Origin of the sequence: Actinobacillus porcitonsillarum (genome assembly GCF_003101015.1) — a bacterium.
Taxonomy (GTDB): Bacteria; Pseudomonadota; Gammaproteobacteria; order Enterobacterales; family Pasteurellaceae; genus Haemophilus_A; species Haemophilus_A porcitonsillarum.
The window spans coordinates 147,393-172,024 of record NZ_CP029206.1 but is presented as its reverse complement, the minus strand read 5'-3'; the positions used below and the strand labels follow the sequence as shown (position 1 = coordinate 172,024).

Annotated in this window: 23 protein-coding genes and 1 other RNA gene; 13 read left to right on the top strand and 11 right to left on the bottom strand. The window is 39.7% G+C overall.

The window, feature by feature from the left end; genetic code table 11:
• Positions 1 to 28: 28 nt before the first annotated feature.
• From DDU33_RS00870 to thiP, 5 genes are all read right to left on the bottom strand, one after another.
• Entirely contained in the window at positions 29 to 1,564 is a 1,536-nt protein-coding gene (locus DDU33_RS00870; RefSeq protein ID WP_108922538.1) for a YifB family Mg chelatase-like AAA ATPase, read from the bottom strand.
• Between the two features lie 98 nt (positions 1,565 to 1,662).
• A complete protein-coding gene (locus DDU33_RS00865; protein WP_108922536.1) occupies positions 1,663 to 2,910 on the bottom strand; it encodes a paraquat-inducible protein A in 1,248 nt (415 codons plus the stop codon).
• A 64-nt stretch (positions 2,911 to 2,974) separates the two neighbouring features.
• Positions 2,975 to 4,396: a sucrose-specific PTS transporter subunit IIBC gene (locus DDU33_RS00860; RefSeq protein ID WP_108922534.1), complete on the bottom strand. Its 1,422-nt coding sequence runs from the start codon at positions 4,394 to 4,396 to the stop codon at positions 2,975 to 2,977.
• A 130-nt stretch (positions 4,397 to 4,526) separates the two neighbouring features.
• Positions 4,527 to 5,159 carry a thiamine ABC transporter ATP-binding protein gene (gene thiQ / locus DDU33_RS00855; RefSeq protein ID WP_108922531.1) on the bottom strand — a complete coding sequence of 211 codons (633 nt, stop codon included), beginning with the start codon at positions 5,157 to 5,159 and terminating at the stop codon, positions 4,527 to 4,529.
• Positions 5,160 to 5,171: 12 nt separating this feature from the next.
• Positions 5,172 to 6,758: a thiamine/thiamine pyrophosphate ABC transporter permease gene (thiP, locus tag DDU33_RS00850; protein ID WP_108922529.1), complete on the bottom strand. Its 1,587-nt coding sequence runs from the start codon at positions 6,756 to 6,758 to the stop codon at positions 5,172 to 5,174.
• Positions 6,759 to 7,029: 271 nt separating this feature from the next.
• On the opposite strand from thiP, the gene DDU33_RS00845 reads away from it, so the two are divergent.
• The 3 genes from DDU33_RS00845 to crr all read left to right on the top strand — a co-directional run bounded on the left by DDU33_RS00845 (position 7,030) and on the right by crr (position 9,657).
• A complete protein-coding gene (locus DDU33_RS00845) occupies positions 7,030 to 7,290 on the top strand; it encodes an HPr family phosphocarrier protein (RefSeq protein ID WP_005818062.1) in 261 nt (86 codons plus the stop codon).
• 65 nt (positions 7,291 to 7,355) lie between these two features.
• The gene (ptsI, locus tag DDU33_RS00840; RefSeq protein ID WP_108922527.1) at positions 7,356 to 9,077 is read left to right on the top strand and encodes a phosphoenolpyruvate-protein phosphotransferase PtsI; all 1,722 of its coding nucleotides are present in this window, start codon (positions 7,356 to 7,358) and stop codon (positions 9,075 to 9,077) included.
• 79 nt (positions 9,078 to 9,156) lie between these two features.
• Positions 9,157 to 9,657: a PTS glucose transporter subunit IIA gene (crr, locus tag DDU33_RS00835; protein ID WP_005818065.1), complete on the top strand. Its 501-nt coding sequence runs from the start codon at positions 9,157 to 9,159 to the stop codon at positions 9,655 to 9,657.
• Between the two features lie 45 nt (positions 9,658 to 9,702).
• Here the strand turns inward: crr and rpoH are convergent, their stop codons facing one another.
• Positions 9,703 to 10,668, bottom strand: a complete 966-nt coding sequence (gene rpoH / locus DDU33_RS00830) for an RNA polymerase sigma factor RpoH (RefSeq protein ID WP_108922525.1) — start codon at positions 10,666 to 10,668, stop codon at positions 9,703 to 9,705.
• Between the two features lie 96 nt (positions 10,669 to 10,764).
• On the opposite strand from rpoH, the gene ssrA reads away from it, so the two are divergent.
• From ssrA to DDU33_RS00810, 4 genes are all read left to right on the top strand, one after another.
• Positions 10,765 to 11,131, top strand: a transfer-messenger RNA (tmRNA) gene (ssrA, locus tag DDU33_RS00825).
• 218 nt (positions 11,132 to 11,349) lie between these two features.
• Positions 11,350 to 12,606 carry a tyrosine-type recombinase/integrase gene (locus tag DDU33_RS00820; RefSeq protein WP_108922522.1) on the top strand — a complete coding sequence of 419 codons (1,257 nt, stop codon included), beginning with the start codon at positions 11,350 to 11,352 and terminating at the stop codon, positions 12,604 to 12,606.
• A 195-nt stretch (positions 12,607 to 12,801) separates the two neighbouring features.
• Positions 12,802 to 13,308 carry a hypothetical protein gene (locus DDU33_RS00815; RefSeq protein ID WP_108922520.1) on the top strand — a complete coding sequence of 169 codons (507 nt, stop codon included), beginning with the start codon at positions 12,802 to 12,804 and terminating at the stop codon, positions 13,306 to 13,308.
• Between the two features lie 611 nt (positions 13,309 to 13,919).
• Positions 13,920 to 15,128, top strand: coding sequence for an IS4-like element ISVsa5 family transposase (locus DDU33_RS00810; protein WP_001352368.1), 1,209 nt, complete (start codon positions 13,920 to 13,922; stop codon positions 15,126 to 15,128).
• A gap of 9 nt (positions 15,129 to 15,137) precedes the next feature.
• Here the strand turns inward: DDU33_RS00810 and DDU33_RS11030 are convergent, their stop codons facing one another.
• Both DDU33_RS11030 and gltS read right to left on the bottom strand, forming a co-directional pair.
• Positions 15,138 to 15,263, bottom strand: a complete 126-nt coding sequence (locus DDU33_RS11030) for a LysR family transcriptional regulator (protein WP_001303004.1) — start codon at positions 15,261 to 15,263, stop codon at positions 15,138 to 15,140.
• Positions 15,264 to 15,493: 230 nt separating this feature from the next.
• Positions 15,494 to 16,699 carry a sodium/glutamate symporter gene (gene gltS, locus DDU33_RS00800; protein ID WP_000599533.1) on the bottom strand — a complete coding sequence of 402 codons (1,206 nt, stop codon included), beginning with the start codon at positions 16,697 to 16,699 and terminating at the stop codon, positions 15,494 to 15,496.
• Positions 16,700 to 17,142: 443 nt separating this feature from the next.
• Here gltS and DDU33_RS00795 point away from each other — a divergent pair, with 443 nt between their 5' ends.
• The 3 genes from DDU33_RS00795 (at position 17,143) to DDU33_RS00785 (ending at position 18,536) form a co-directional block, all read left to right on the top strand.
• Positions 17,143 to 17,463: an antibiotic biosynthesis monooxygenase family protein gene (locus tag DDU33_RS00795; protein WP_000562370.1), complete on the top strand. Its 321-nt coding sequence runs from the start codon at positions 17,143 to 17,145 to the stop codon at positions 17,461 to 17,463.
• Positions 17,456 to 17,842: a hypothetical protein gene (locus tag DDU33_RS00790; RefSeq protein ID WP_000460651.1), complete on the top strand. Its 387-nt coding sequence runs from the start codon at positions 17,456 to 17,458 to the stop codon at positions 17,840 to 17,842. Before DDU33_RS00795 ends, DDU33_RS00790 begins: the two co-directional genes overlap by 8 nt.
• 70 nt (positions 17,843 to 17,912) lie before the next feature.
• Positions 17,913 to 18,536, top strand: a complete 624-nt coding sequence (locus DDU33_RS00785; protein ID WP_001280391.1) for an ArsR/SmtB family transcription factor — start codon at positions 17,913 to 17,915, stop codon at positions 18,534 to 18,536.
• Here DDU33_RS00785 and tetR(B) read toward each other — a convergent pair.
• Positions 18,514 to 19,137: a tetracycline resistance transcriptional repressor TetR(B) gene (gene tetR(B) / locus DDU33_RS00780; protein ID WP_000088605.1), complete on the bottom strand. Its 624-nt coding sequence runs from the start codon at positions 19,135 to 19,137 to the stop codon at positions 18,514 to 18,516. The genes DDU33_RS00785 and tetR(B) overlap by 23 nt on opposite strands.
• A gap of 81 nt (positions 19,138 to 19,218) precedes the next feature.
• Here tetR(B) and tet(B) point away from each other — a divergent pair, with 81 nt between their 5' ends.
• Entirely contained in the window at positions 19,219 to 20,424 is a 1,206-nt protein-coding gene (tet(B), locus tag DDU33_RS00775) for a tetracycline efflux MFS transporter Tet(B) (protein ID WP_001089068.1), read from the top strand.
• Positions 20,425 to 20,536: 112 nt separating this feature from the next.
• On the opposite strand, the gene tetC is transcribed toward tet(B), so the two are convergent.
• A complete protein-coding gene (gene tetC / locus DDU33_RS00770) occupies positions 20,537 to 21,130 on the bottom strand; it encodes a tetracyline resistance-associated transcriptional repressor TetC (RefSeq protein ID WP_000428546.1) in 594 nt (197 codons plus the stop codon).
• A gap of 87 nt (positions 21,131 to 21,217) precedes the next feature.
• Here tetC and DDU33_RS00765 point away from each other — a divergent pair, with 87 nt between their 5' ends.
• Entirely contained in the window at positions 21,218 to 21,634 is a 417-nt protein-coding gene (locus tag DDU33_RS00765; protein WP_000275180.1) for a helix-turn-helix domain-containing protein, read from the top strand.
• Positions 21,635 to 21,643: 9 nt separating this feature from the next.
• On the opposite strand, the gene DDU33_RS00760 is transcribed toward DDU33_RS00765, so the two are convergent.
• Complete coding sequence (locus DDU33_RS00760; protein ID WP_001339197.1) at positions 21,644 to 22,852, bottom strand: IS4-like element ISVsa5 family transposase; 1,209 nt, start codon at positions 22,850 to 22,852, stop codon at positions 21,644 to 21,646.
• A gap of 51 nt (positions 22,853 to 22,903) precedes the next feature.
• Here DDU33_RS00760 and DDU33_RS00750 point away from each other — a divergent pair, with 51 nt between their 5' ends.
• Positions 22,904 to 24,607 (top strand): ShlB/FhaC/HecB family hemolysin secretion/activation protein, encoded by a 1,704-nt coding sequence (locus DDU33_RS00750; protein ID WP_108922518.1) that lies wholly within the window; start codon positions 22,904 to 22,906, stop codon positions 24,605 to 24,607.
• Positions 24,608 to 24,632: the final 25 nt, after the last annotated feature.

The following is a 24,632-nucleotide window of genomic DNA, read 5'->3' as shown; positions in this document are numbered from 1 at the left end:
GAGAAAAAATACAAGCCATTCTTTTTTATTAAATAGATTCCCCATGTAACCGTTGTAGCAATCTATCCATTGCCCGATAACCTAGGGCTTCTGCAAGATGAGGTTGCTGGATATGTTCTTCATTCGCTAAATCAGCAATGGTTCGGGAAACTTTGAGGATCCGATGATAAGCTCGAACAGATAAACCAAGTTTCGTTAAGGCTGTTTCTAAAAAGAGCGCATCTTTTTCGGTTAAACGGCAATCTCGTTCAATTTCTCTGGTGGTTAATTGTGCATTGATTTTGCCGGCTCGGGCGAACTGTTTTTCCCTCGCTGCGATAACTCGTTCTCGCACTTGAGCAGTCGTTTCGCCTCGATTTTCTGTCCCTTGTTGTAGTGCACCTTGCGGTAATAGTGGCACTTCAATGGAGAGATCAAAACGATCTAAAAAAGGGCCGGACAATCGATTTAGGTAACGAATGACTTGTTGCGGCGATGTGCGGTTATGTGTGCCTTGATAATGCCCTGTCGGGCTGGGGTTCATTGCCGCAATGAGCTGAAAGCGTGCCGGAAATTGCACTTTCGCATTGGCTCGAGAAATAATAATCTCGCCGGACTCTAACGGCTGACGAAGCGCATCCAGCACTTTTCGTTCAAATTCAGGCAGTTCGTCTAAGAAAAGCACGCCATTGTGAGAAAGTGATATTTCTCCCGGTTTTGGGATCGTTCCCCCTCCGACCAAAGCAACCATGGAAGCGCTATGATGTGGCGCTCGAAAAGGGCGTTGCTTCCAGTTCTTAAAATTTAACTCATTTTGTACCAAGCTAGTCACAGAAGCTGTTTCAATAGCTTCTTCATCACTCATTTCCGGTAATAAATCCGCAAGGCGGCTGGCAAGCATTGTTTTACCCGTTCCGGGAGGGCCGAGAAAAAGCAAATTATGTTGTCCCGCAGCGGCGATGGTTAAAGCCCGTTTTGCGTGTTGCTGCCCGATAATGTCGGTTAAATCCCGTTTTACAAGCGGTGAAATTTCAGCGGTTTCTTGCAATATTTCTTGAGCAACAGGGAGAGTGTCTCGCTTATTTAAAAAATTGACAACTTGTAAAAGTGAGCGAGCCACATAAGTCTTGGCGTGAGAAACCAATGAGGCTTCATTGGCGTTTGGTGCGGCAAGAATCATATGTCGCTTTGCTTTAGCTGCAGAAATCACCGCCGGAATAGAGCCGTGTACACCACGTAATGAGCCGGTGAGTGCCAGTTCGCCTAAAAATTCAAATTGCTTGAGTAAGTCGGAATCAATTTGACCGGAGGCCGCTAAAATGCCGATCGCAATCGGTAAATCAAAACGACCGCCTTCTTTCGGTAAATCTGCTGGGGCTAGGTTAATCGTAATACGTTGCGGTGGATAGAAGAAGTTGGCGTTAATCAAGGCACTGCGCACCCGATCTCCTGCTTCTTTTACGGTTGCTTCGGGCAAGCCGACAATCGTTAATTTCGGCTGCCCGTTGCTAATATGGACTTCAATGGTAACAAGCGGCGCTTCAACGCCGATAGATGCTCGGCTATATACAATGGCGAGGGACATAATTTCTCCGTAAGTTTTTTTATTAAGCATACGGAGAAGCCGATTTTTCGAAAAGTAGAAATCTTCAATTTTTCGAGCAAGATCGCAAAAATAAATAGCTATGTTTTATGTTCTGATTCATTTGAATAATGAATTCGCCATAACATTTTTGCATCCAAATTCGCTGACGCAATCATCGTTAAGAAAACGGCTGCACCAAAGAAAAAGGCGGCATTGCCTACGGAGAAATTGAGGATTTGCCCTCTTTCAAGTAGCGACATCATCAACGCTAATACAAAGAGATCGAGCATTGACCAACGTCCAACAAAGTGAACGTAGTGGAGCAATTTCATTTGACGGTGGATGGAGTGCTTCCACTTAAAATGAATCGCAAGTAATAGGTATAAAATAATAGCAACTTTGCTAAAAGGAACGGCAATACTTGCAATAAATACAATAGCCGCTACGGCATAGCTCCCTAATTGAATAAAGGTAATAACGCCTGAAAAGAGCGTATCAGCGGAAACATTCCCTGCCAATTCAGTGGAAGATATCGGCAACAGATTAGCAGGGATCATCATAATGGTTCCGGCAATTAAGGTTGCCCATACCCTTTGTAGCTTAATTTTATCTGGAATATCCAGATTACTTTCACAGCGAGGGCAACGATGTCTTCCTTTCAAATCAATAATGTTCTCATCAAAGGTATATTCACAAACGCCACAAAATGTAGGTTTATGAGGATAATCAGGAGGAAGAGGGCGATATTCCGGATAGAAAAAGTCCCAACCTTGTTTAGGCTCAATTTTTATAAACAATAACGTTGTTAGTAAAGTAGCTAAAACAAAGGCGATTAAATTCAGGTTGAAGCTAAGATGGGCATAGTCTTTAATTTTAAATGCCGCAACCGCAAGTGCGACAAAATAGACATCTAACATGACCCATTCTTTAATTTTGGTAAGGAAAATGAGCGTATAGCGTGGGCGCATACCAAAAATTCGTTGCAGTGCAATCGTTAAGATCAAGAGCGTAAATGCAATGGGAGTAATGACAGAACAGAGTAAAACCATAAAGGCAGTAAACTCATAGCCGGATGTCGCCATTTTCCAAGCACCGCCCCAAATAGTTGCGTGGATAGGCATACCGAGTAAGTCAATACTCATGAGAGGATAACCAATAGCAAGAGGCAATAAAATAAGCACCGCTAGCGCAATAATGGCACAGCGGCGTAGGCTCCAAAAATCGCCTTTTGCCAGTACGTGATTGCAATTAGGGCAGAGGGCTGTTTTATAATAAAGGCGATGTGGTACCTTAACTAAGGTTTCACATTCGGCACATCGCTCAAGGGTAACATTATGTATTTTCATGGCGTTATTATAAAACAAAACGCCTCAAACGTTGGTTTGAGGCGTAAAAAATGTTTAATTTTTATTAAGCTTTGGCTTGAGCGCGTTTACCAAGAATAACTGATAAACTGAAAGCCACTGCGAATGAAATTAACATACCCACAGAGTACATTGCAAGGCTATCCGGTTTAATTGATGGAATACCTAAGATACCGGCTGCACCTAATGCGATAGCTTTAACATTGAAGGTTGCGATAAATGCACTTGCTAAACCTGAACCAATCATGGCTGAGATAAATGCGTGGCGGTAGCGTAAGTTTACCCCGAACATTGCTGGCTCAGTAATCCCTAATAATGCTGAGATACCTGATGGAACAGCTAAACCACGAACTTTTGCGTCTTTCATTGTGAATGCCACACCTAAACACGCTGCACCTTGTGCGATATTAGACATTGCCGCAATTGGGAAGATGAATGTACCGCCGGTATTAGCCACTTCTGCTAATAATTGTGTTTCTACCGCAATGAAGGTTTGGTGCATACCGGTAATCACGATTGGTGCATAGAATGTACCAAATACCGCACCACCAAATACGCCTAAGGTGTCATATAACCAAGTTAAACCTGCAGAAATTAAGCTACCCGCTTCACGACCGAATGGCCCGATTACCGTAAAGGCTAAGAAACCTGCAATGAAAAGCGAGAACATTGGGGTAATCAGGTTATCTAAATAAGATGGAACAAATTTACGGAACCCTTTTTCTAATGTTGCTAATACCCAAGCTGAAATGATAGTCGGGATAACCGTACCTTGATAACCAACTTTCTCGATTTCTAAACCTAATACGTTCCAGTAAGTAATTTTGCCTTCCATTAAGGTTTTTGCATAGTTCCAACCGTCTGCTAATGCAGGGTGAACTAATAACATCCCTAATGCCGCCCCTAAGAATGGGTTACCACCAAATTTACGGGTTGCCGAGAAACCTAAAAGTACAGGTAAGAATACAAATGGTGCGTTAGCAATAGTGTTAATGAAATCCACTAAATCGGCAACGCCCGGATATTTTGTTACAACAGAATGCCCTTCCCAGAAGAAACCAACGGATGTAAGCATACTGTGAAGACCCATCAGCAAACCGCCTGCCACGATTGCCGGGATAATTGGCACGAAAATGTCTGCTAAACCTTTCACTAAACGTTGTAATAGTGGTTGATTTGCCGCACCTGCTGCTGCGACTTCTGATGTGCTCATATCGCCAATGCCCATTTGTTTTTGCATTTCAGCGTGCACTTTATTCACTGTGCCTGAACCAAAAATAATTTGGTATTGACCACTGGTTGAGAATTGACCTTTAACGCCTTCAATATTTTCAATTGCTTCTTTATCCACTTTGGATTCATCCGCAAGCGTTAAACGTAAACGTGTTGCACAGTGTGCGAGGGTAGTAATATTTTCTTTACCACCAAGTTTTGCGATAGTTTGTTCCGCAATTTTTGAGAAGTTCATAACAGACCTCGTATGTTCAAAATTAAAACGTGCGTATTTTAACTAAAACGGTTTAGCTAAAAAAGAGAAATGTTTGAGAAATGTGAGATAAATCACATTTTTAATTAAATGTGTAAGAAAACGAAAGAATTTAACCGCTTGTAATGCGCCCGTTTTCAATGGTAATCACACGATCAAATAACGTGCGGCTCTCTGCTAATTGATGAGTGACCATTAAAAGGGTCAGTTCCCGTTCACGACAGAGTTGGGCAACCAGTTGTTGCAATTCTTCTCGGCGTTTTGGGTCAAGTGCTGAAAAAGGTTCATCTAATAATAAAATCGGTTTATCACGCAATAAGGTTCGGGCAAGTGCCACACGCTGTTTTTGCCCGCCTGAAAGCTGATCCGCACGGCGATTGAGAAGTTCTGCAATGCCCATTTTGTCTGCTATAGCTGCAACTTGCGCAGATTGTTGTGGTGAAAGTGAAAGGCTCGGGCGCAAAGCCAAGCCGATATTTTGTGCAACCGTTAAATGAGGAAAGAGGTTATTATCTTGAAAAAGCATTGAAACGGGGCGTTCAGCCGGTTGTGTTTGGCTGTGTTCGCAATGATCAAGCCAAATTTGACCGCTTGTCGGTTGCTCAAAACCTGCAATAAGGTTGAGCAAGGTGCTTTTGCCAGCACCACTTTCGCCAATAATCGCAATGCGCTCGCCTTTTTTGACCTGTAAATCAAAATGCATTGGCATATCTTCATAATCAAAGGTTACGTTGAGTTGTATCATATTTTCCTCCGTTTATGCTTTTGTTCGTGTCAGTAAAAAGGGCAAGAAGGTAAAGAGCATTAGGATAAATGCAGTTACAGCGGCATCTTCTGTTCTATAACTACCAAGCTGTTGATAAAGCAAATAGGGTAGCGAACTAAAATCCGGGCTGCCAAAAAAGGCGATAACCGCAAAGCTCCCTAAACTTGCCGACATTGCTAGAGCAAATGCTTGAGCAAAAGGCCGAATGAAGTAGTGTTTTTCAGCAACCCACCAACGTTGAAAACCACTTAAACCTAAACTTTTGGCGAGTTTATCTTGGGTTGTTAATGTTTGCCAAAGTGGTGCAAAAAGTAATGGGTAGATAAACGGTAATAATGTCATACCATTGCAAAGACCGACTAGCCACAAAAGCTGGACGGTAGATAATTCCACATTCTTCAATAAAAGAAATAGCCCGACTGCCAGTAAAAAAACAGGCAGAATTAAGGGGTAGGTAACAGCGCTAGATAAAAGGGCATAGCGAAGTTTTTGTTGCCGAAAAAGAAGCTTTCGAGCTTCAAGCGCAATAAAGTAGCTGATACTTAATGCGGTTAACGAGGCGATGAGGCTTAACATCGTTGAAAAAAATACCGCTTCCCATAAAAGAGGATTGAGTAGGCGTTCTACAAAGTGGGAAACCGTTATTCCAGCCCAAATCACACTTACAAGCGGTAAAATAATCAGCAAACTTTGCAACCAAAGTAAACTTTGTAAGCACACTTTTTGGAACCCTTGAACTTTCGGTTTCCAAATATCAATGCTTAGTGTCTCTAGCTTTGTTTGAAATGCACGTTGAGAAACGAGAAATAAAATTACCTGTAAGCCAAGACCTACCACTAACTGAACGGCAATGAGTTTCACGGCTTTTGCAAAATCAAATTCAAAACTGACCGCTTGATAAATCGCCACTTCTAAGGTGCTGTATTTAGGGCTTCCTCCTAGCATTAGCACTATTGGAAAGCTGGTAAAACAGATCAGGAAAACCGTCATAAAAACATAAGGCAATAAACGCTTGAGCGCCGGTAGCTCGACAATTTGAAAATACGCCCAACCTGTTAGGTTTAGCTGAGTGGCAAGTTGATATTGGCTAGATGGAATTTGCATCAGTGCAGAAAGGCTATATTTTGTGACGAGTGGAATATTTAAGAGACAGTGGGCAATCAAAATACCTTGTAGCCCGTACACATTAAATTGCCATGAAAAACCGAAAGTTTGCCAAAGTTGAGCTAACCATCCTGAATTTCCCCAAATGCCGATAACCGCAAAAATAATAACCAAAGAAGGAAGTGCCCACACGAATTGAATCGCATTATATAAAAACGCCTTCCCTTTAAAATCAAGATAAAAGAATGCTTTTGCGAGCAAAATACCTAACCCGGTAGAAATTAACGCGGAGAGTAATGCTTGATATGAACTATAAGCAAGGATATGTCTCATTTCTTGCCAAGAAAAGAAACTTTCTGATTGTTGATGTTGAACTAATGCCCATAAACTAAATGCATAAAGACTAATGAGACTGAAATAGATCAGCCACGCAGTTTGCTTCGTAAAAAAGGCTGTTGGAGAAAATTTGGACATAATTATTGTTCTAAAAAAGTAGCGATGAGAGTTTACCATTTTTCAGAGGAAAATGACCTTTAAAAAGATTGAAAAATCGTGATAAAAATGTCACGTAATCGTTAAAATCGGTCTTTTTGCCTAAAAAACAGTCTAAAAACTAAGAATTATTCTATGTTTTTTATTTTTGATCGTGAATTTATATATATTTTGTAGTAAAGTGAAAAAGATTTAATGGAGGCTTTCCATTCCGATTCATTTTTTATTTGAATGTTCAAAAGAGGAAAATCCTATGGCGTATTCTAAAGACGTTGTTATTACTGCTCCAAGTGGTTTACATACTCGCCCTGCAGCAGAATTTGTAAAAGCAGCTAAAGGCTTTACATCAGATATCACTGTTACTTCTGGTGGTAAAAGCGCAAGCGCAAAAAGTTTATTTAAACTTCAAACCTTAGGTCTTACTCAAGGTACTAATATTACCATTACTGCTGAAGGCGAAGATGAGCAAAAAGCAGTTGATTTCTTAGTAGATTTAATCCCTACTTTAGAATAAGATCATTTTTTTATGGCAAGTTTCGGCTTGCCATTGTTTTTACATTTTAACAAAAGGATTACATTATGATTTCAGGTATTGCAGCTTCTCCTGGTATTGTTTTTGGTAAAGCATTAGTTTTAAAAGAAGAGCCAATTGTGCTTAACACACAAAAAATTACAACAGATCAGGTTGATGCTGAAGTCGCGAAATTCTTTGATGGTCGTGCAAAAGCAGCCGCACAATTAACCGCAATTCATGCGAAAGCGTTGCGTACATTAGGCGAAGAAAAAGCCGCAATTTTCGAAGGGCATTTAATGCTTTTGGAAGACGAAGAGTTAGAAGAAGAAATTATTGGCTATATTAAGGATAATTTATCTACGGCGGATGTTGCTGCAAATAAAGTGATTGACCAACAAGTTGCAGTACTTTCAGAAATCGATGATGAATACTTAAAAGAACGTGCAGGCGATATGCGTGATATCGGTAACCGTTTATTACGTAATATTTTAGGCATGCACATTGTTGATCTTGGCGACATTCAAGAAGAATCTATTTTGGTGGCTTACGATTTAACGCCATCAGAAACAGCACAATTAAATTTAGATAAAGTGCTTGGCTTTGTTACAGACATTGGTGGTCGTACTTCTCACACCTCAATTATGGCTCGTTCATTAGAGCTTCCTGCCATTGTGGGAACCAACGATATTACTAGCCGTGTTAAAACAGGGGATGTGTTAATTTTAGATGCGGTAAATAACCAAATTCACATCAACCCATCAGACGCTCAAATTGCAGAATTCAAAGCCGTTCAAGAAAAAGTGGCTGCTGAAAAAGCAGAATTAGCAAAATTAAAAGATTTACCGGCAGAAACATTAGATGGTCATCGTATTGAAGTTGCGGGTAACATCGGTACTATTCGTGATGTAGATGGTGTATTACGTAATGGTGGCGAATCGGTTGGTTTATACCGTACCGAATTCCTCTTTATGGATCGTACAGAATTACCGGGCGAAGAAGAGCAATTCCAAGCGTATAAAGAAATTGTAGAAGCAATGGGCGGTAAACAAGTTGTTTTACGTACAATGGATATTGGTGGCGATAAAGAGTTACCATATTTAGATCTGCCAAAAGAGATGAACCCATTCTTAGGCTGGCGTGCTGTGCGTATCGGTTTAACACGCCGTGAAATTTTAGATACTCAATTACGTGCAGTATTACGTGCTTCAGCATTTGGTAAATTAGCGGTAATGTTCCCAATGATCATTTCTGTTGAAGAGATCCGTGAGTTGAAACGCATCGTTGCAGAGTTAAAAGAACAGCTTCGTGCAGAGGGTAAAGCCTTTGATGAAAATCTTCAGTTAGGTATTATGGTTGAAACACCATCGGCTGCGGTTAATGCTCGTCATCTAGCGAAAGAAGCTGATTTCTTTAGTATCGGTACTAACGACTTAACTCAATATACATTAGCGGTGGATCGTGGTAATGAAATCATTGCTCACTTATACAATCCATTAAGTCCTTCAGTATTGAATTTAATTAAACAAGTGATTGATGCTTCACACGAAGAAGGCAAATGGACCGGAATGTGTGGTGAATTAGCAGGTGATGTTCGTGCAACCGCATTATTGCTTGGTATGGGCTTAGATGAGTTTAGTATGAGTGCAATTTCAGTACCTCACGTGAAAAAACTGGCTCGTTCAATTAACTACGCAGATGCAAAAGCATTAGCAGATGAAGCACTTGCTCAACCAACCGCAGCGGACATTGAGCGTCTAGTGAATGATTTTTACGCAAAATTGAACTAAAATTTAATAAATAGCATACAAAAACAAAATTCTCGTATAGAATGTATGGGAATTTTGTTTTCACAAATGGAGAGATTCTATGAGCTTTTTAAGCAAATTATTCGGTTCTAAACAAAAAGAATCAAAGGAAATTCAAATTTTCTCGCCTTTATCAGGTGAAATTGTCAATATTGAAGATGTGCCAGATGTTGTATTTTCTGAGAAGATCGTAGGTGATGGCGTGGCAATTCGTCCAAGTGGCGATACCATTGTTTCACCAGTAAACGGTACCATTGGTAAAATTTTCGAAACTAACCACGCTTTCTCAATTGAGTCTGAAGATGGCGTAGAGTTATTTGTACACTTCGGTATTGATACTGTTGAGTTAAAAGGCGAAGGCTTTACTCGCATTGCAGAAGAAGGTCAAACTGTAAAAGCTGGCGACCCAATCATCAAATTTGATTTAGCTTTATTAGAAGAAAAAGCAAAATCAGTATTAACACCAGTTGTTATCTCTAATATGGATGAAATCTCTAACTTAGAGAAAAAATCAGGTAGTGTTGTTGCAGGCGAAAGCGTTGTTTTAACATTAACTAAATAATTGCAAAAAACTTGAAAAAATACCCGCTTGTTTGCGGGTATTTTGTTATGCATCAACAGTAATTGCATTTTTAATTTTCTTCAGCGCCGCATTTTCAAGCTGACGCACACGTTCCGCAGAAATTTGATATTTCGCAGCTAAATCATGCAAAGTGAGCTTATTTTCATCTAGCCAGCGCGTTTTGATAATATCTTGGCTACGCTCATCTAACGTTGATAGTGCATATGCAAGCTGTGCTGTAGCCTCTCCTGTGTGCTCTTCATCTTCCAGTTCATCAGCAAAATTAGAGCTATTATCTTCTAAATACATTGAAGGCGTATATGCTTCATCTTCATCATCGCCACTTGGCAAATCAAACCCAAGATCTTGCCCTGTCATACGGGATTCCATTTCACGAACTTCTTCTTCAGATACACCAAGATCGTGCGCAACACGTTTGATTTCCTCTTCATTAAACCACGCCAAACGATTTTTATTTTTTCTTAAGTTAAAAAAGAGCTTTCGCTGTGCTTTTGTTGTTGCGACTTTTACAATTCGCCAGTTTCTTAATACATATTCATGAATTTCTGCTTTAACCCAATGTACCGCAAAAGAGACCAAACGAACGCCAACATTCGGATCAAAGCGTTTTACCGCTTTCATCAATCCGATATTGCCTTCTTGAATTAAATCCGCAAGAGGTAAGCCATAACCTAAATAGCCTCGAGCAATATGGATAACGAAACGCATATGGGACAAAATCAGTTGTTTTGCTGCTTCAACATCTTCATCGTAATAGTAGCGTTCTGCAAGTTCTTTTTCTTGGTCTGCCGTTAAAATAGGATATTGATTTGCCATACGAATATAGCTTTCAAGATTTCCTGTCGTAACAGGCATATTTGCGGAAAGCAATGCCGGATGCGTTGTCTCAATATGCTTATCTTCATCTAGTAATTCTACTTCATCAGGCTCAATGCTCTCTGCTTCAACAATTTCAGCATCTTCAATTTCGTGTTCGTCAAAGTTTTTCATATTTCGTTCTTATCTCGTTTCGATGTTCTTTTGAGTGTATTTTTGCAAAATAGTTTGCAGATCTTACCGCTTTCCTTTAAAATTGCCAAACTTTTTGGGGCTGATTCTGGATTCGACGGGATTGGCGAAGCCCAAGGTGCACGTCGAGGTGCGGTAGGCCTCGTAAACAAACCGCAAAAAAATAGTCGCAAACGACGAACAATACGCTTTAGCAGCTTAATAACCTGCCTTAAAGCCTTATCGCCTCAGCTTCCGCTCGTAAGACGAGGGTAACGATAAGTCATCCAAAACGAGATCGTGTTGAAGCCACCGCTTGAGGATCGAAGCACTAAATTAAATCAAGCTAGCTTATTCTTTGCGTGTCTGTCCGCTGGGGGTAAGCGAAATTAAAGACGAGACTAAACGTGTAGTGCTGAAGGTAGAGTAATTTCGGACGGGGGTTCAAATCCCCCCAGCTCCACCAAAACATAGTTCGATAGAGTTCTATCAAATACGAAAAAGCCTTGAAAATAAATGTTTTCAAGGCTTTTTTGTTCCTATATAGTCCAATTTAAAACAATCACATCCAACAAATTAAGTACCTAATTAAGTACCTAACTGGTATAATGGCATTATCGTTAGGTACTTAAACGTAAATGTTAAGTACCTAGCCTCTCGTAAATACTTGTAATAGGAGCATTTATGGCAAAAGTTAAACCACTGAACGATACTCAAATTAAAAATGCTAAATCTACTGGAAAAGTTGGTGGAGATTGGTTGGCTGATGGTGATGGACTTTATCTTGTTATTACACCTATTGGCAGTAAAATTTGGAAATTTCGTTATTTCACACCTATTCAAAAAGCGAGAACGACTTACACGATTGGAAATTATCCTGATATTTCTCTTTCAGAAGCAAGACAAATAAGATCTGAATGTCAGGCTTTGCTTGCCAAAGAGATCGATCCTAATTCTCACCGCCAACAGCAAAGCCAAAAGAAATTAACAGAGCTGAATAACACCTTTGAAAAAGTTGCTCAAAGTTGGTTTGAATACAGAAAAACAAGAGCAAACTTTTCTGCCGATTATGCTAAAGATACTTGGCGGTTGATTGAACGAAATTTATTGCCGCACTTTGGAAACTTACCGATCACTCAAGTTACAGCTCCAATGGCATTGAAAGCGTTTAAACCTTTACAAGAAAGTGGCGTCCTGGAGACATTAAAACGTTCCATTCAGAAAATGAACGAAATTATGAACTATGCTTTGCATAGAGATATTATTTCATCTAACCCAGTAGCAAATTTATCTAAAGAATTTGATAGCCCTACTGTACAGCATTTTAAGACGATCCGTCCTGAGGATCTTAGTGAATTTTTGATGACCTTAAATACTGCTCAAATTAAATTGCAGACACGTTATCTCATTTTATGGCAACTCTATACAATGACGAGACCTAATGAAGCAGCAACAGCTCGTTATTGTGATATTGATGAAAAAAATAAAATTTGGACAATTTATATTCAAAAAGGGATCAAAAATAGTGAATTGGGTAGAGAGCATAAAATTACCTTGTCTCGTCAAGCCTTAGCCTTACTGCGTGAAATTAAGAAATTGAGTGGCGGTAAAGAATATTTATTTCCGAGCTTTAGTAATCCCAAAACACATACAAATACGCAAACAGCTAATGCGGCTATTAAAAGGATGGGCTATCACGGTAAGTTGGTTGCTCATGGTTTACGTAGTATTGCGAGTACCTATTTAAACGAGCAAGGCTATGACAAAGATCTGATTGAGGTTGCTCTTTCTCATATCAATCAAGATAGGGTTCGAATGGCGTACAACCGAGCGGATTACATCAAACAGCGATTTGTAATTTTACAGGCTTGGGCAGATTTTATTGATGAATGTTCTCAGGGAGCTGTTCCACAATATCACCTAAAAGTAGTGAATGGTTAGGGATTAAAACAGTATCATTTTGGAGATAATTTTATATCGATATTTTTTCAACATTGCTCACGTTACTTGCAACGTTTTTTGAGCAAAATTTTATCCAAAATCTGAGCATTGTTTACCACGTTCTATATTATGGTTTACGATGAAAACATAAATATGATTTATGTGGTGACGATAACAACAAGTAAGGAAAACACTATGGCTCTTAATGTTGATTTAAGCAAAATGTCTTACGATGAATTTAAGACTTTTATGATGGGATTAGCTACGCTTTATTCTGATGTAGATAGTAACTACAATTTTATTTCACTGTATAAGGATTTGAAGTCTATTGCTAAGCGAATTGATCGTCTGCCTCTAGACTTATTTACTATTTTTGGTGCATATGAAATTGCAGATAATCAAGTCGTGCTTGCTGTTTTTAAAGTAAATTTAGAATACAAAGATGACGATTCATCTCCGCATATTTCAAAAACAGAAGTGAGTTTTGCTGAAGATACTATATATTTACGTTGTCCATTTAGTGTGAGAGATTTACTCTCCCAACCTGACTATGTTGCTAAGGCTGAGGAAGTTTATCCAAGAATTATGGAAGAATTGCTAAAAGAAAAAGAGAATGAAAGAAGAAAATCTAAAGTTAAATGGACAAAAGAACAAATAGAGGAAATAAATAAAATGATAGAGAATGATGATATTCCTTTCTGAATTGCCTGATTGTCATAAAAGCCTGTACCTAGTTTATTAGATACAGGTTTTTTTATTCTCCATTGAGTACAAAACGACCTAAAACATTAACGAGTTACGTATCTCACTGGCATTTATCCAAGTCAATAATAAGATAAACACTTAAGCTAAGTTTCCACTACTTTTACTTGCTTTCTAATAAATAATTTATCGAATCTTGAAATGTTTCATTAGATTCATTTCTAGATTAGAAAAGTTTTTAACTGAATATTTTGAAAGTAGAATATATAAGTATACTTAAATATATTATTAGAAGTGCTTGAATACTTTTTTATGTGATATAAATTGATTCTAACATATTGATATAGTAGAATATAACAATATAAATTTCGTCATCTTAAATACAAATATGAAAGTAGTTCATCAGCATATTTATTCGGTAATGATATTGGCCAGCCTTCCTTATTCTCTTTTTGCTAATCAAACCGAAAACTTCTCTCGCTTAAATCAAATTGATGCTACGCACTGATGAATCCCCTAATGATTTTTATCAAAATCATTAAGTTAAGGTAGATACACATCTTGTCATATGATCAAATGGTTTCGCCAAAAATCAATAATCAGACAACAAAATGTGCGAACTCGATATTTTACACGACTCTCTTTACCAATTCTGCCCCGAATTACACTTAAAACGACTCAACAGCTTAACGTTGGCTTGCCACGCCTTACTTGACTGTAAAACTCTCACTCTTACCGAACTTGGCCGTAACCTGCCAACCAAAGCGAGAACAAAACATAACATCAAACGAATCGACCGATTGTTAGGTAATCGTCACCTCCACAAAGAGCGACTCGCTGTATACCGTTGGCATGCTAGCTTTATCTGTTCGGGCAATACGATGCCCATTGTACTTGTTGACTGGTCTGATATCCGTGAGCAAAAACGGCTTATGGTATTGCGAGCTTCAGTCGCACTACACGGTCGTTCTGTTACTCTTTATGAGAAAGCGTTCCCGCTTTCAGAGCAATGTTCAAAGAAAGCTCATGACCAATTTCTAGCCGACCTTGCGAGCATTCTACCGAGTAACACCACACCGCTCATTGTCAGTGATGCTGGCTTTAAAGTGCCATGGTATAAATCCGTTGAGAAGCTGGGTTGGTACTGGTTAAGTCGAGTAAGAGGAAAAGTACAATATGCAGACCTAGGAGCGGAAAACTGGAAACCTATCAGCAACTTACATGATATGTCATCTAGTCACTCAAAGACTTTAGGCTATAAGAGGCTGACTAAAAGCAATCCAATCTCATGCCAAATTCTATTGTATAAATCTCGCTCTAAAGGCCGAAAAAATCAGCGCTCGACACGGACTCATTGTCACCACCCGTCACCTAAAATCTACTCAGCGTCGGCAAAGGAGCCATGGATTCTAGCAACTAACTTACCTGTTGAAATTCGAACACCCAAACAACTTGTTAATATCTATTCGAAGCGAATGCAGATTGAAGAAACCTTCCGAGACTTGAAAAGTCCTGCCTACGGACTAGGCCTACGCCATAGCCGAACGAGCAGCTCAGAGCGTTTTGATATCATGCTGCTAATCGCCCTGATGCTTCAACTAACATGTTGGCTTGCGGGCGTTCATGCTCAGAAACAAGGTTGGGACAAGCACTTCCAGGCTAACACAGTCAGAAATCGAAACGTACTCTCAACAGTTCGCTTAGGCATGGAAGTTTTGCGGCATTCTGGCTACACAATAACAAGGGAAGACTCACTCGTGGCTGCAACCCTGCTTACTCAAAATCTATTCACACATGGTTACGTTTTGGGGAAATTATGAGGGGATCTCTCAGTGCTCAGCATGTTTGAGTGCTTTACTCGCCGCGGGTTGAGAAATATGTAAAACTTCAGCCGCACGCGTTAAGGAACCACAAGTCATTACAGCATAAAAGATATCGAGATGTCTTAATTTCATTCCATGTAGCCTACTGATTATTTATTTCTACGGACTATTCTAACGAATAAAGTATAAATAATCAGATATACTCGTCATAATTCAAATTTTGGTTTAGTTGTCACGAGAATTAATTCGTAAACGTGCAAGCTAAATAGATTGACTAGGGGAATATACGGGGTAAGAAAGCGGCTCGGCATACTGCCCTATAATAAATTGTTAGGAGAAGTACGCCGAGTAGTGTGTAGCTATTAGGTAAAGTATGTACCAATTTCAATAAATATTTTAATTAAGATACTGTTTGAAATATCAACAATAAAGGCACCGACCATAGGAACGACAAGGAAAGCTTTATGTGATGGTCCAAATGCTTTTGTGACTGTTTGCATATTCGCAATTGCTGTTGGTGTTGCTCCCATACCAAAGCCACAGTGACCCGCGCTGATCACGACAGCATCATAATCTTTGCCCATCATTTTGAAGGTGACAAAGCAGGCAAATAGCACCATGACAACAGTTTGTACAGCAATGATAATTAATACTGGCCCTGCCATGCTTGCCAATTGACCAAATTTTAATGACATTAACGCCATTGCCAAGAAAAGCGATAAAGCAACGCTACCTAATACATCGACGGTCGGCTCAAACACTTCGTGTTTAAATACATGAGTCAGTGTATTACGGATAATAATACCGACAAATAAACACCAGACAAAAGTAGGCAGTTGCAGAAAAGTATCTTTAAACAATGCACTGATATAGCCACCAACAACAATACAGATAATCAGCATTGAAATGGTTTCAATAACGTTATTTGCATTGATTTTTCTTTTGACGCTTGGTTGCTCAAAAGCTTCAACGATAGTGTCGCGCTCTTGCTCGGTTGTTTTAGGAATAGAGACCTTTTTCAAAAGATGACGGGCAACAGGGCCGCCAACTAAACCACCCAACACTAATCCAAGTGTTGCACAAGCCATCGCTAATTCAACGGCGCCTGTTACACCATATTTATCAGCGAGAATAGGGCCCCATGCTCCGGCATTACCATGACCACCTGTTAGAGTAATTGAACCTGCAATTAAGCCAATAAATGGACTTTCATTCATCATGACAGCCATACTCATGCCGACAGTATTTTGAATGGCGATTAGGATCGTTACTGCAATAGTTAATAGAACTAACGGCTTTCCTCCTTTAATCAGTCGAGAAAAGTCAGAACTTAGCCCGATAGAGGAAAAGAATGTGAGCATTAATAAACTTTGCAATGAAGCATCAAAAGTAAACGAATAACCTGATGTTTTATCAATAATTAACAGAACAATTGCAACAATAAAGCCACCAACGACGGCTTCTGGTATGTGGTTTTTTTGTAGGAACGGGGTAAATTTTACGACAAACATTCCTATGAGTAGCGCGATACATGCGACTAATAATGTATAACTGGCATCTAGGATCATTTTTTTACCTCTATTAGTTTACCAGAATTTTCACTATAACAATTTAACAATAGTGAAAAATGAAGTTACTTTGGTTAACTAATCTTTAACAATGAGTTTTATTAGGGTATCCATAACTTTTAGTTAATAGGGTCATAATTTTAGTGTGATCTTAATCATGAAATATTAAAAAGATTAAAATAACAACAATGGTATTTAATGATGGGTAAACCTAAATACCATGCGGGATCCGCACTATTTTCGGTGATAGCAAAAAATAAAAAAGTATAAATAATAAACAAAATTATAAGAGAAGGAGAACATGATAAGCGCAGGCCGAGCAATTTAAAGAAGTGTGATATACAACATAAAACAGCAGCATGACCTTTCTATATTTCGTTGCTTATCGAAGTGTTAATTTTCGGGTGGATTACTCTGTTTGTTGATTAATAACGGAGAAAAATATGATTGCTGTAATATTTGAGGTGCAAATACAACCCGACCAACAAACTCGCTATTTGACTTTAGCTGAGGAGTTAAGACCACTATTAAGTCATGTAGCTGGTTTTATTTCAATTGAACGTTTTCAAAGTCTAGCTACAGAAGGAAAAATGTTATCGCTATCTTGGTGGGAAAACGAATACGCAGTTCTGCAATGGAAAAATCATGTTTTACATGCGAAAGCTCAACAAGAAGGGCGAGAGTCAATATTTGATTTTTACAAAATTAGTATTGCTCATATTACTCGCGAATATTCATTTAAAAAGGACAAGGATAATGTTTGATGTTCACGTTGTTTTAGATAATCAAATAGGACAATTAGCATTACTAGGAAAAACATTAGGTAATAAAGGTATTGGATTGGAAGGGGGAGGGATATTTACGGTTGGTGATGAATGCCATGCTCATTTTCTTGTTGAACAAGGAAAGGAAGCTAAAATAGCGCTAGAGCAAGCTGGACTGTTAGTACTTGCGATCCGGACACCATTAATTCGTAAGTTAAAACAGGAAAAACCGGGGGAACTTGGCGAAATAGCACGAGTATTGGCGGAGAATAACATTAATATTTTAGTGCAATACAGTGACCATGCTAACCAACTGATATTAATAACGGACAATGATAGTATGGCTGCATCTGTTACGCTCCCTTGGGCAATAAAGTGAACTTGCGATGGCTAATTTAATACGAAAAGAGGTTACCTTTGAGTCCTCAATAGCCGCGATAGGGGCGGCTATGTCTGACATTTCACGAGTTAAAATACTCAGTGCTTTGATGGATGGGCGAGCTTGGACGGCCACTGAGCTAAGTTCTGTGGCGAATATATCAGCTTCAACGGCGAGCAGTCATTTATCTAAATTATTAGATTGCCAGCTAATCACAGTAGTAGCTCAAGGCAAGCATCGTTATTTTCGGCTAGCAGGAAAAGATATTGCTGAATTGATGGAAAGTATGATGGGGATCTCCTTAAACCATGGCGTACATGCCAAAGTTTCCACGCCAGTGCATTTACGAAAAGCACGTACTTGCTATGATCATTTAGCTGGCGAAGTTGCCGTTAAGATCTATGATTCCCTTTGTCAACAGCAATGGATCACTGAAAATGGTTCAATGATCACATTAAGTGGTATTCAATATTTTCATGAAATGGGAATTGACGTTCCTTCCAAACATTCACGTAAAATCTGTTGTGCGTGTTTAGATTGGAGTGAACGCCGTTTCCATTTAGGTGGGTACGTTGGAGCCGCATTATTTTCGCTTTATGAATCTAAAGGGTGGTTAACTCGACATCTTGGTTACCGTGAAGTTACCATCACGGAAAAAGGTTATGCTGCTTTTAAGACCCACTTTCACATTTAAGTTGTTTTTCTAATCCGCATATGATCAATTCAAGGCCGAATAAGAAGGCTGGCTCTGCACCTTGGTGATCAAATAATTCGATAGCTTGTCGTAATAATGGCGGCATACTATCAGTAGTAGGTGTTTCCCTTTCTTCTTTAGCGACTTGATGCTCTTGATCTTCCAATACGCAACCTAAAGTAAAATGCCCCACAGCGCTGAGTGCATATAATGCATTCTCTAGTGAAAAACCTTGTTGGCATAAAAAGGCTAATTGATTTTCGAGAGTTTCATACTGTTTTTCTGTAGGCCGTGTACCTAAATGTACTTTTGCTCCATCGCGATGACTTAGTAAAGCACATCTAAAACTTTTAGCGTTATTACGTAAAAAATCTTGCCAGCTTTCCCCTTCTAAAGGGCAAAAGTGAGTATGGTGCCTATCTAACATCTCAATGGCTAAGGCGTCGAGCAAAGCCCGCTTATTTTTTACATGCCAATACAATGTAGGCTGCTCTACACCTAGCTTCTGGGCGAGTTTACGGGTTGTTAAACCTTCGATTCCGACCTCATTAAGCAGCTCTAATGCGCTGTTAATCACTTTACTTTTATCTAATCTAGACATCATTAATTCCTAATTTTTGTTGACACTCTATCATTGATAGAGTTATTCTACCACTCCCTATCAGTAATAGAGAAAAGTGAAATGAATAGTTCGACAAAGATCGCATTGGTAATTACGTTACTCGATGCCATGGGGATTGGCCTTATCATGCCAGTCTTGCCAACGTTATTACGTGAATTTATTGCTTCGGAAGATATCGCTAACCACTTTGGCGTATTGCTTGCACTTTATGCGTTAATGCAGGTTATCTTTGCTCCTTGGCTTGGAAAAATGTCTGACCGATTTGGTCGGCGCCCAGTGCTGTTGTTGTCATTAATAGGCGCATCGCTGGATTACTTATTGCTGGCTTTTTCAAGTGCGCTTTGGATGCTGTATTTAGGCCGTTTGCTTTCAGGGATCACAGGAGCTACTGGGGCTGTCGCGGCATCGGTCATTGCCGATACCACCTCAGCTTCTCAACGCGTGAAGTGGTTCGGTTGGTTAGGGGCAAGTTTTGGGCTTGGTTTAATAGCGGGGCCTATTATTGGTGGTTTTGCAGGAGAGATTTCACCGCATAGTCCCTTTTTTATCGCTGCGTTGCTAAATATTGTCGCTTTCCTTGTGGTTATGTTTTGGTTCCGTGAAACCAAAAATACACGTGATAATACAGATACCGAAGTAGGGGTTGAGACGCAATCGAATTCGGTATACATCACTTTATTTAAAACGATGCCCATTTTGTTGATTATTTATTTTTCAGCGCAATTGATAGGCCAAATTCCCGCAACGGTGTGGGTGCTATTTACCGAAAATCGTTTTGGATGGAATAGCATGATGGTTGGCTTTTCATTAGCGGGTCTTGGTCTTTTACACTCAGTATTCCAAGCCTTTGTGGCAGGAAGAATAGCCACTAAATGGGGCGAAAAAACGGCAGTACTGCTCGGATTTATTGCAGATAGTAGTGCATTTGCCTTTTTAGCGTTTATATCTGAAGGTTGGTTAGTTTTCCCTGTTTTAATTTTATTGGCTGGTGGTGGGATCGCTTTACCTGCATTACAGGGAGTGATGTCTATCCAAACAAAGAGTCATCAGCAAGGTGCTTTACAGGGATTATTGGTGAGCCTTACCAATGCAACCGGTGTTATTGGCCCATTACTGTTTGCTGTTATTTATAATCATTCACTACCAATTTGGGATGGCTGGATTTGGATTATTGGTTTAGCGTTTTACTGTATTATTATCCTGCTATCGATGACCTTCATGTTAACCCCTCAAGCTCAGGGGAGTAAACAGGAGACAAGTGCTTAGTTATTTCGTCACCAAATGATGTTATTCCGCGAAATATAATGACCCTCTTGATAACCCAAGAGGGCATTTTTTACGATAAAGAAGATTTAGCTTCAAATAAAACCTATCTATTTTATTTATCTTTCAAGCTCAATAAAAAGCCGCGGTAAATAGCAATAAATTGGCCTTTTTTATCGGCAAGCTCTTTTAGGTTTTTCGCATGTATTGCGATATGCATAAACCAGCCATTGAGTAAGTTTTTAAGCACATCATCATCATAAGCTTTAAGTTGGTTCTCTTGGATCAATTTGCTGACAATGGCGTTTACCTTACCAGTAATGTATTCAAGGCTAATTTTTTCAAGTTCATTCCAACCAATGATAGGCATCACTTCTTGGATAGGGATAAGGTTTTTATTATTATCAATAATATAATCAAGATAATGTTCAAATATACTTTCTAAGGCAGACCAACCATTTGTTAAATCAGTTTTTGTTGTGATGTAGGCATCAATCATAATTAATTGCTGCTTATAACAGGCACTGAGTAATTGTTTTTTATTTTTAAAGTGATGATAAAAGGCACCTTTGGTCACCAACGCTTTTCCCGAGATCTCATCTATTGAAACAGCTTGATAGCCTTTTTCAACAAACAATATTCGTGCTGAGTTAACCAGTGATTGATAGGTACTCTTAAAATTTTCTTGTTGATGATTTTTATTTTCCATGATAGATTTAAAATAACATACCGTCAGTATGTTTATGGTATCATGATGATGTGGTCGTGACAATCTTAAGAACATTTAGGTTATTTTATGTATATTGAACAGCATTCTCGCTATCAAAATAAAGCTAATAACATCCAATTAAGATATGATGATAAGCAGTTTCATACAACGGTTATCAAAGATGTTCTATTATGGATTGAACATAATTTAGATCAGTCTTTACTGCTTGATGATGTGGCGAATAAAGCGGGTTATACCAAGTGGTATTTTCAGCGGCTGTTCAAAAAAGTAACAGGGGTCACACTGGCTAGCTATATTCGTGCTCGTCGTTTGACGAAAGCGGCTGTTGAGTTGAGGTTGACGAAAAAAACTATCCTTGAGATCGCATTAAAATATCAATTTGATTCCCAACAATCTTTTACACGTCGATTTAAGTACATTTTTAAGGTTACACCAAGTTATTATCGGCGTAATAAATTATGGGAATTGGAGGCAATGCACTGAGAGATCCCCTCATAATTTCCCCAAAGCGTAACCATGTGTGAATAAATTTTGAGCTAGTAGGGTTGCAGCCACGAGTAAGTCTTCCCTTGTTATTGTGTAGCCAGAATGCCGCAAAACTTCCATGCCTAAGCGAACTGTTGAGAGTACGTTTCGATTTCTGACTGTGTTAGCCTGGAAGTGCTTGTCCCAACCTTGTTTCTGAGCATGAACGCCCGCAAGCCAACATGTTAGTTGAAGCATCAGGGCGATTAGCAGCATGATATCAAAACGCTCTGAGCTGCTCGTTCGGCTATGGCGTAGGCCTAGTCCGTAGGCAGGACTTTTCAAGTCTCGGAAGGTTTCTTCAATCTGCATTCGCTTCGAATAGATATTAACAAGTTGTTTGGGTGTTCGAATTTCAACAGGTAAGTTAGTTGCTAGAACCCATGGCTCCTTTGCCGACGCTGAGTAGATTTTAGGTGACGGGTGGTGACAATGAGTCCGTGTCGAGCGCTGATTTTTTCGGCCTTTAGAGCGAGATTTATACAATAGAATTTGGCATGAGATTGGATTGCTTTTAGTCAGCCTCTTATAGCCTAAAGTCTTTGAGTGACTAGATGACATATCATGTAAGTTGCTGATAGGTTTCCAGTTTTCCGCTCCTAGGTCTGCATATTGTACTTTTCCTCTTACTCGACTTAACCAGTACCAACCCAGCTTCTCAACGGATTTATACCATGGCACTTTAAAGCCAGCATCACTGACAATGAGCGGTGTGGTGTTACTCGGTAGAATGCTCGCAAGGTCGGCTAGAAATTGGTCATGAGCTTTCTTTGAACATTGCTCTGAAAGCGGGAACGCTTTCTCATAAAGAGTAACAGAACGACCGTGTAGTGCGACTGAAGCTCGCAATACCATAAGCCGTTTTTGCTCACGAATATCAGACCAGTCAACAAGTACAATGGGCATCGTATTGCCCGAACAGATAAAGCTAGCATGCCAACGGTATACAGCGAGTCGCTCTTTGTGGAGGTGACGATTACCTAACAATCGGTCGATTCGTTTGATGTTATGTTTTGTTCTCGCTTTGGTTGGCAGGTTACGGCCAAGTTCGGTAAGAGTGAGAGTTTTACAGTCAAGTAATGCGTGGCAAGCCAACGTTAAGCTGTTGAGTCGTTTTAAGTGTAATTCGGGGCAGAATTGGTAAAGAGAGTCGTGTAAAATATCGAGTTCGCACATCTTGTTGTCTGATTATTGATTTTTCGCGAAACCATTTGATCATATGACAAGATGTGTATCCACCTTAACTTAATGATTTTTACCAAAATCATTAGGGGATTCATCAGTGCTACGCAGCAACAACGACAGCAACACATTCAACAAGCACAAGATAAAATATTGCAACCTCAATCTGATGTACGTTTAGATACCACCAATCAGGAAAGGTTGACATTATCAAACCACGAAATGCCCTGCTATCCCATCCATCGTATTAGTCTCGTCGATTACTCCACTACGCCCTCTTCCTCTGAAAGCCAATTCCAGTGGGCATTTGATAAAGCCGCTCACGATTTAAACTTGACCTTACCACACTGTTTTGGTGGTGAAGGTCTAGGTATTTTAATGAAGCAAATTCAAAATAGTATCATTGAAAAAGGTTATGTTACGACACGGGTGGTAACCCAAGAGCAAGATTTGCGCTCAGGGGCGTTAACACTCACGATGATTGCGGGTAAGGTGGGGAATACGTTAGTTTCCGACAGTGGCAATGTCCCACGCTTCACACGTTTGCATGCATTAACGGGGCTTACTTTTGAAAAAGGCGATGTTTTAAATGTCAGGGAGATTGAGCAGTCCCTTGAAAATCTCAAACGTGTTCCGACCGCCGAAGCCAATATTGAGATATTACCGAGTGAAACGGATGTCGGTGTCAGCGATATTAAAATCAGCTACCAACAAGCATTTCCTTTCCGTGTTAATCTCGGTTTAGATGATTCAGGCTCTACTTCAACAGGTAAATACCAAGCTTCAGGTACACTCTCTTGGGATAACCTGTTTTCAGCCAATGACCTGTTTTATACCAGTTTCACCCACAGTTTAAAAAGTAGCGATGATGAAGACGGAAAGCGTGCGACTAAAAATCTCACGTTTTACTATTCTATCCCATTTGGTTATTGGACACTTTCTGCCTCACAAACCTATAACCGCTACCATCAAGAAGTCTTCGGTGCCTTTGACAATAACTACCTGTATGCTGGTGAAAGTAATACCACCAAAGCGACACTTTCTTATTTACTCTACCGTGACAGCAAACGCAAAACCTCGATTTCAGGCTCGTTTTGGTCTCGTCAATCGCAAAATTATATTGACGGTGCGGAAATTGAGGTACAAAAACGCCGTATGGCGGGATGGGAAGCAGGCATTTCTCATAAGGAATATATCGGTGATGCAACCCTTGAGCTATCGGCAAATTATAAGCGAGGTACAGGTGCAAGGGGGTCGCTTGAAGCACCTGAAGAGCTTTGGGGAGAAGGTACGTCACGTCCTAAAATAATTACCGCCTCCATTGAGCTAACCAAGCCATTTATGTTAGGCGAACAACCGTGGCAATATCAAAGTAGTTGGAATGCACAATGGAATAAAACACCGCTGATTGCCCAAGACCGTTTTAGTATCGGCGGGCGTTATACGGTGCGTGGCTTTGATGGCGAGCTGACTTTATCCGGTGAGCGAGGTTGGTTATGGCGTAACGAGTTAGCTTGGAATGTGAATCAGAAAGGACATCAGCTTTATCTCGCCTTAGATGGTGGACGAGTGATGGGTTGGTCAACCGCATCACAACTAGGGCATCATTTAATGGGTGCTGCACTAGGCTTAAAAGGTGGCTTCAGTGGATTTTATTATGATGTCTTTGTCGGCAGACCTGTCCGTAAGCCTGAAGGCTTTAGAACCTCGGATGCGGTAGCAGGTTTTAATATTGGATACAGTTTTTAATGGCTGATTGTCTTTCATTGATTTT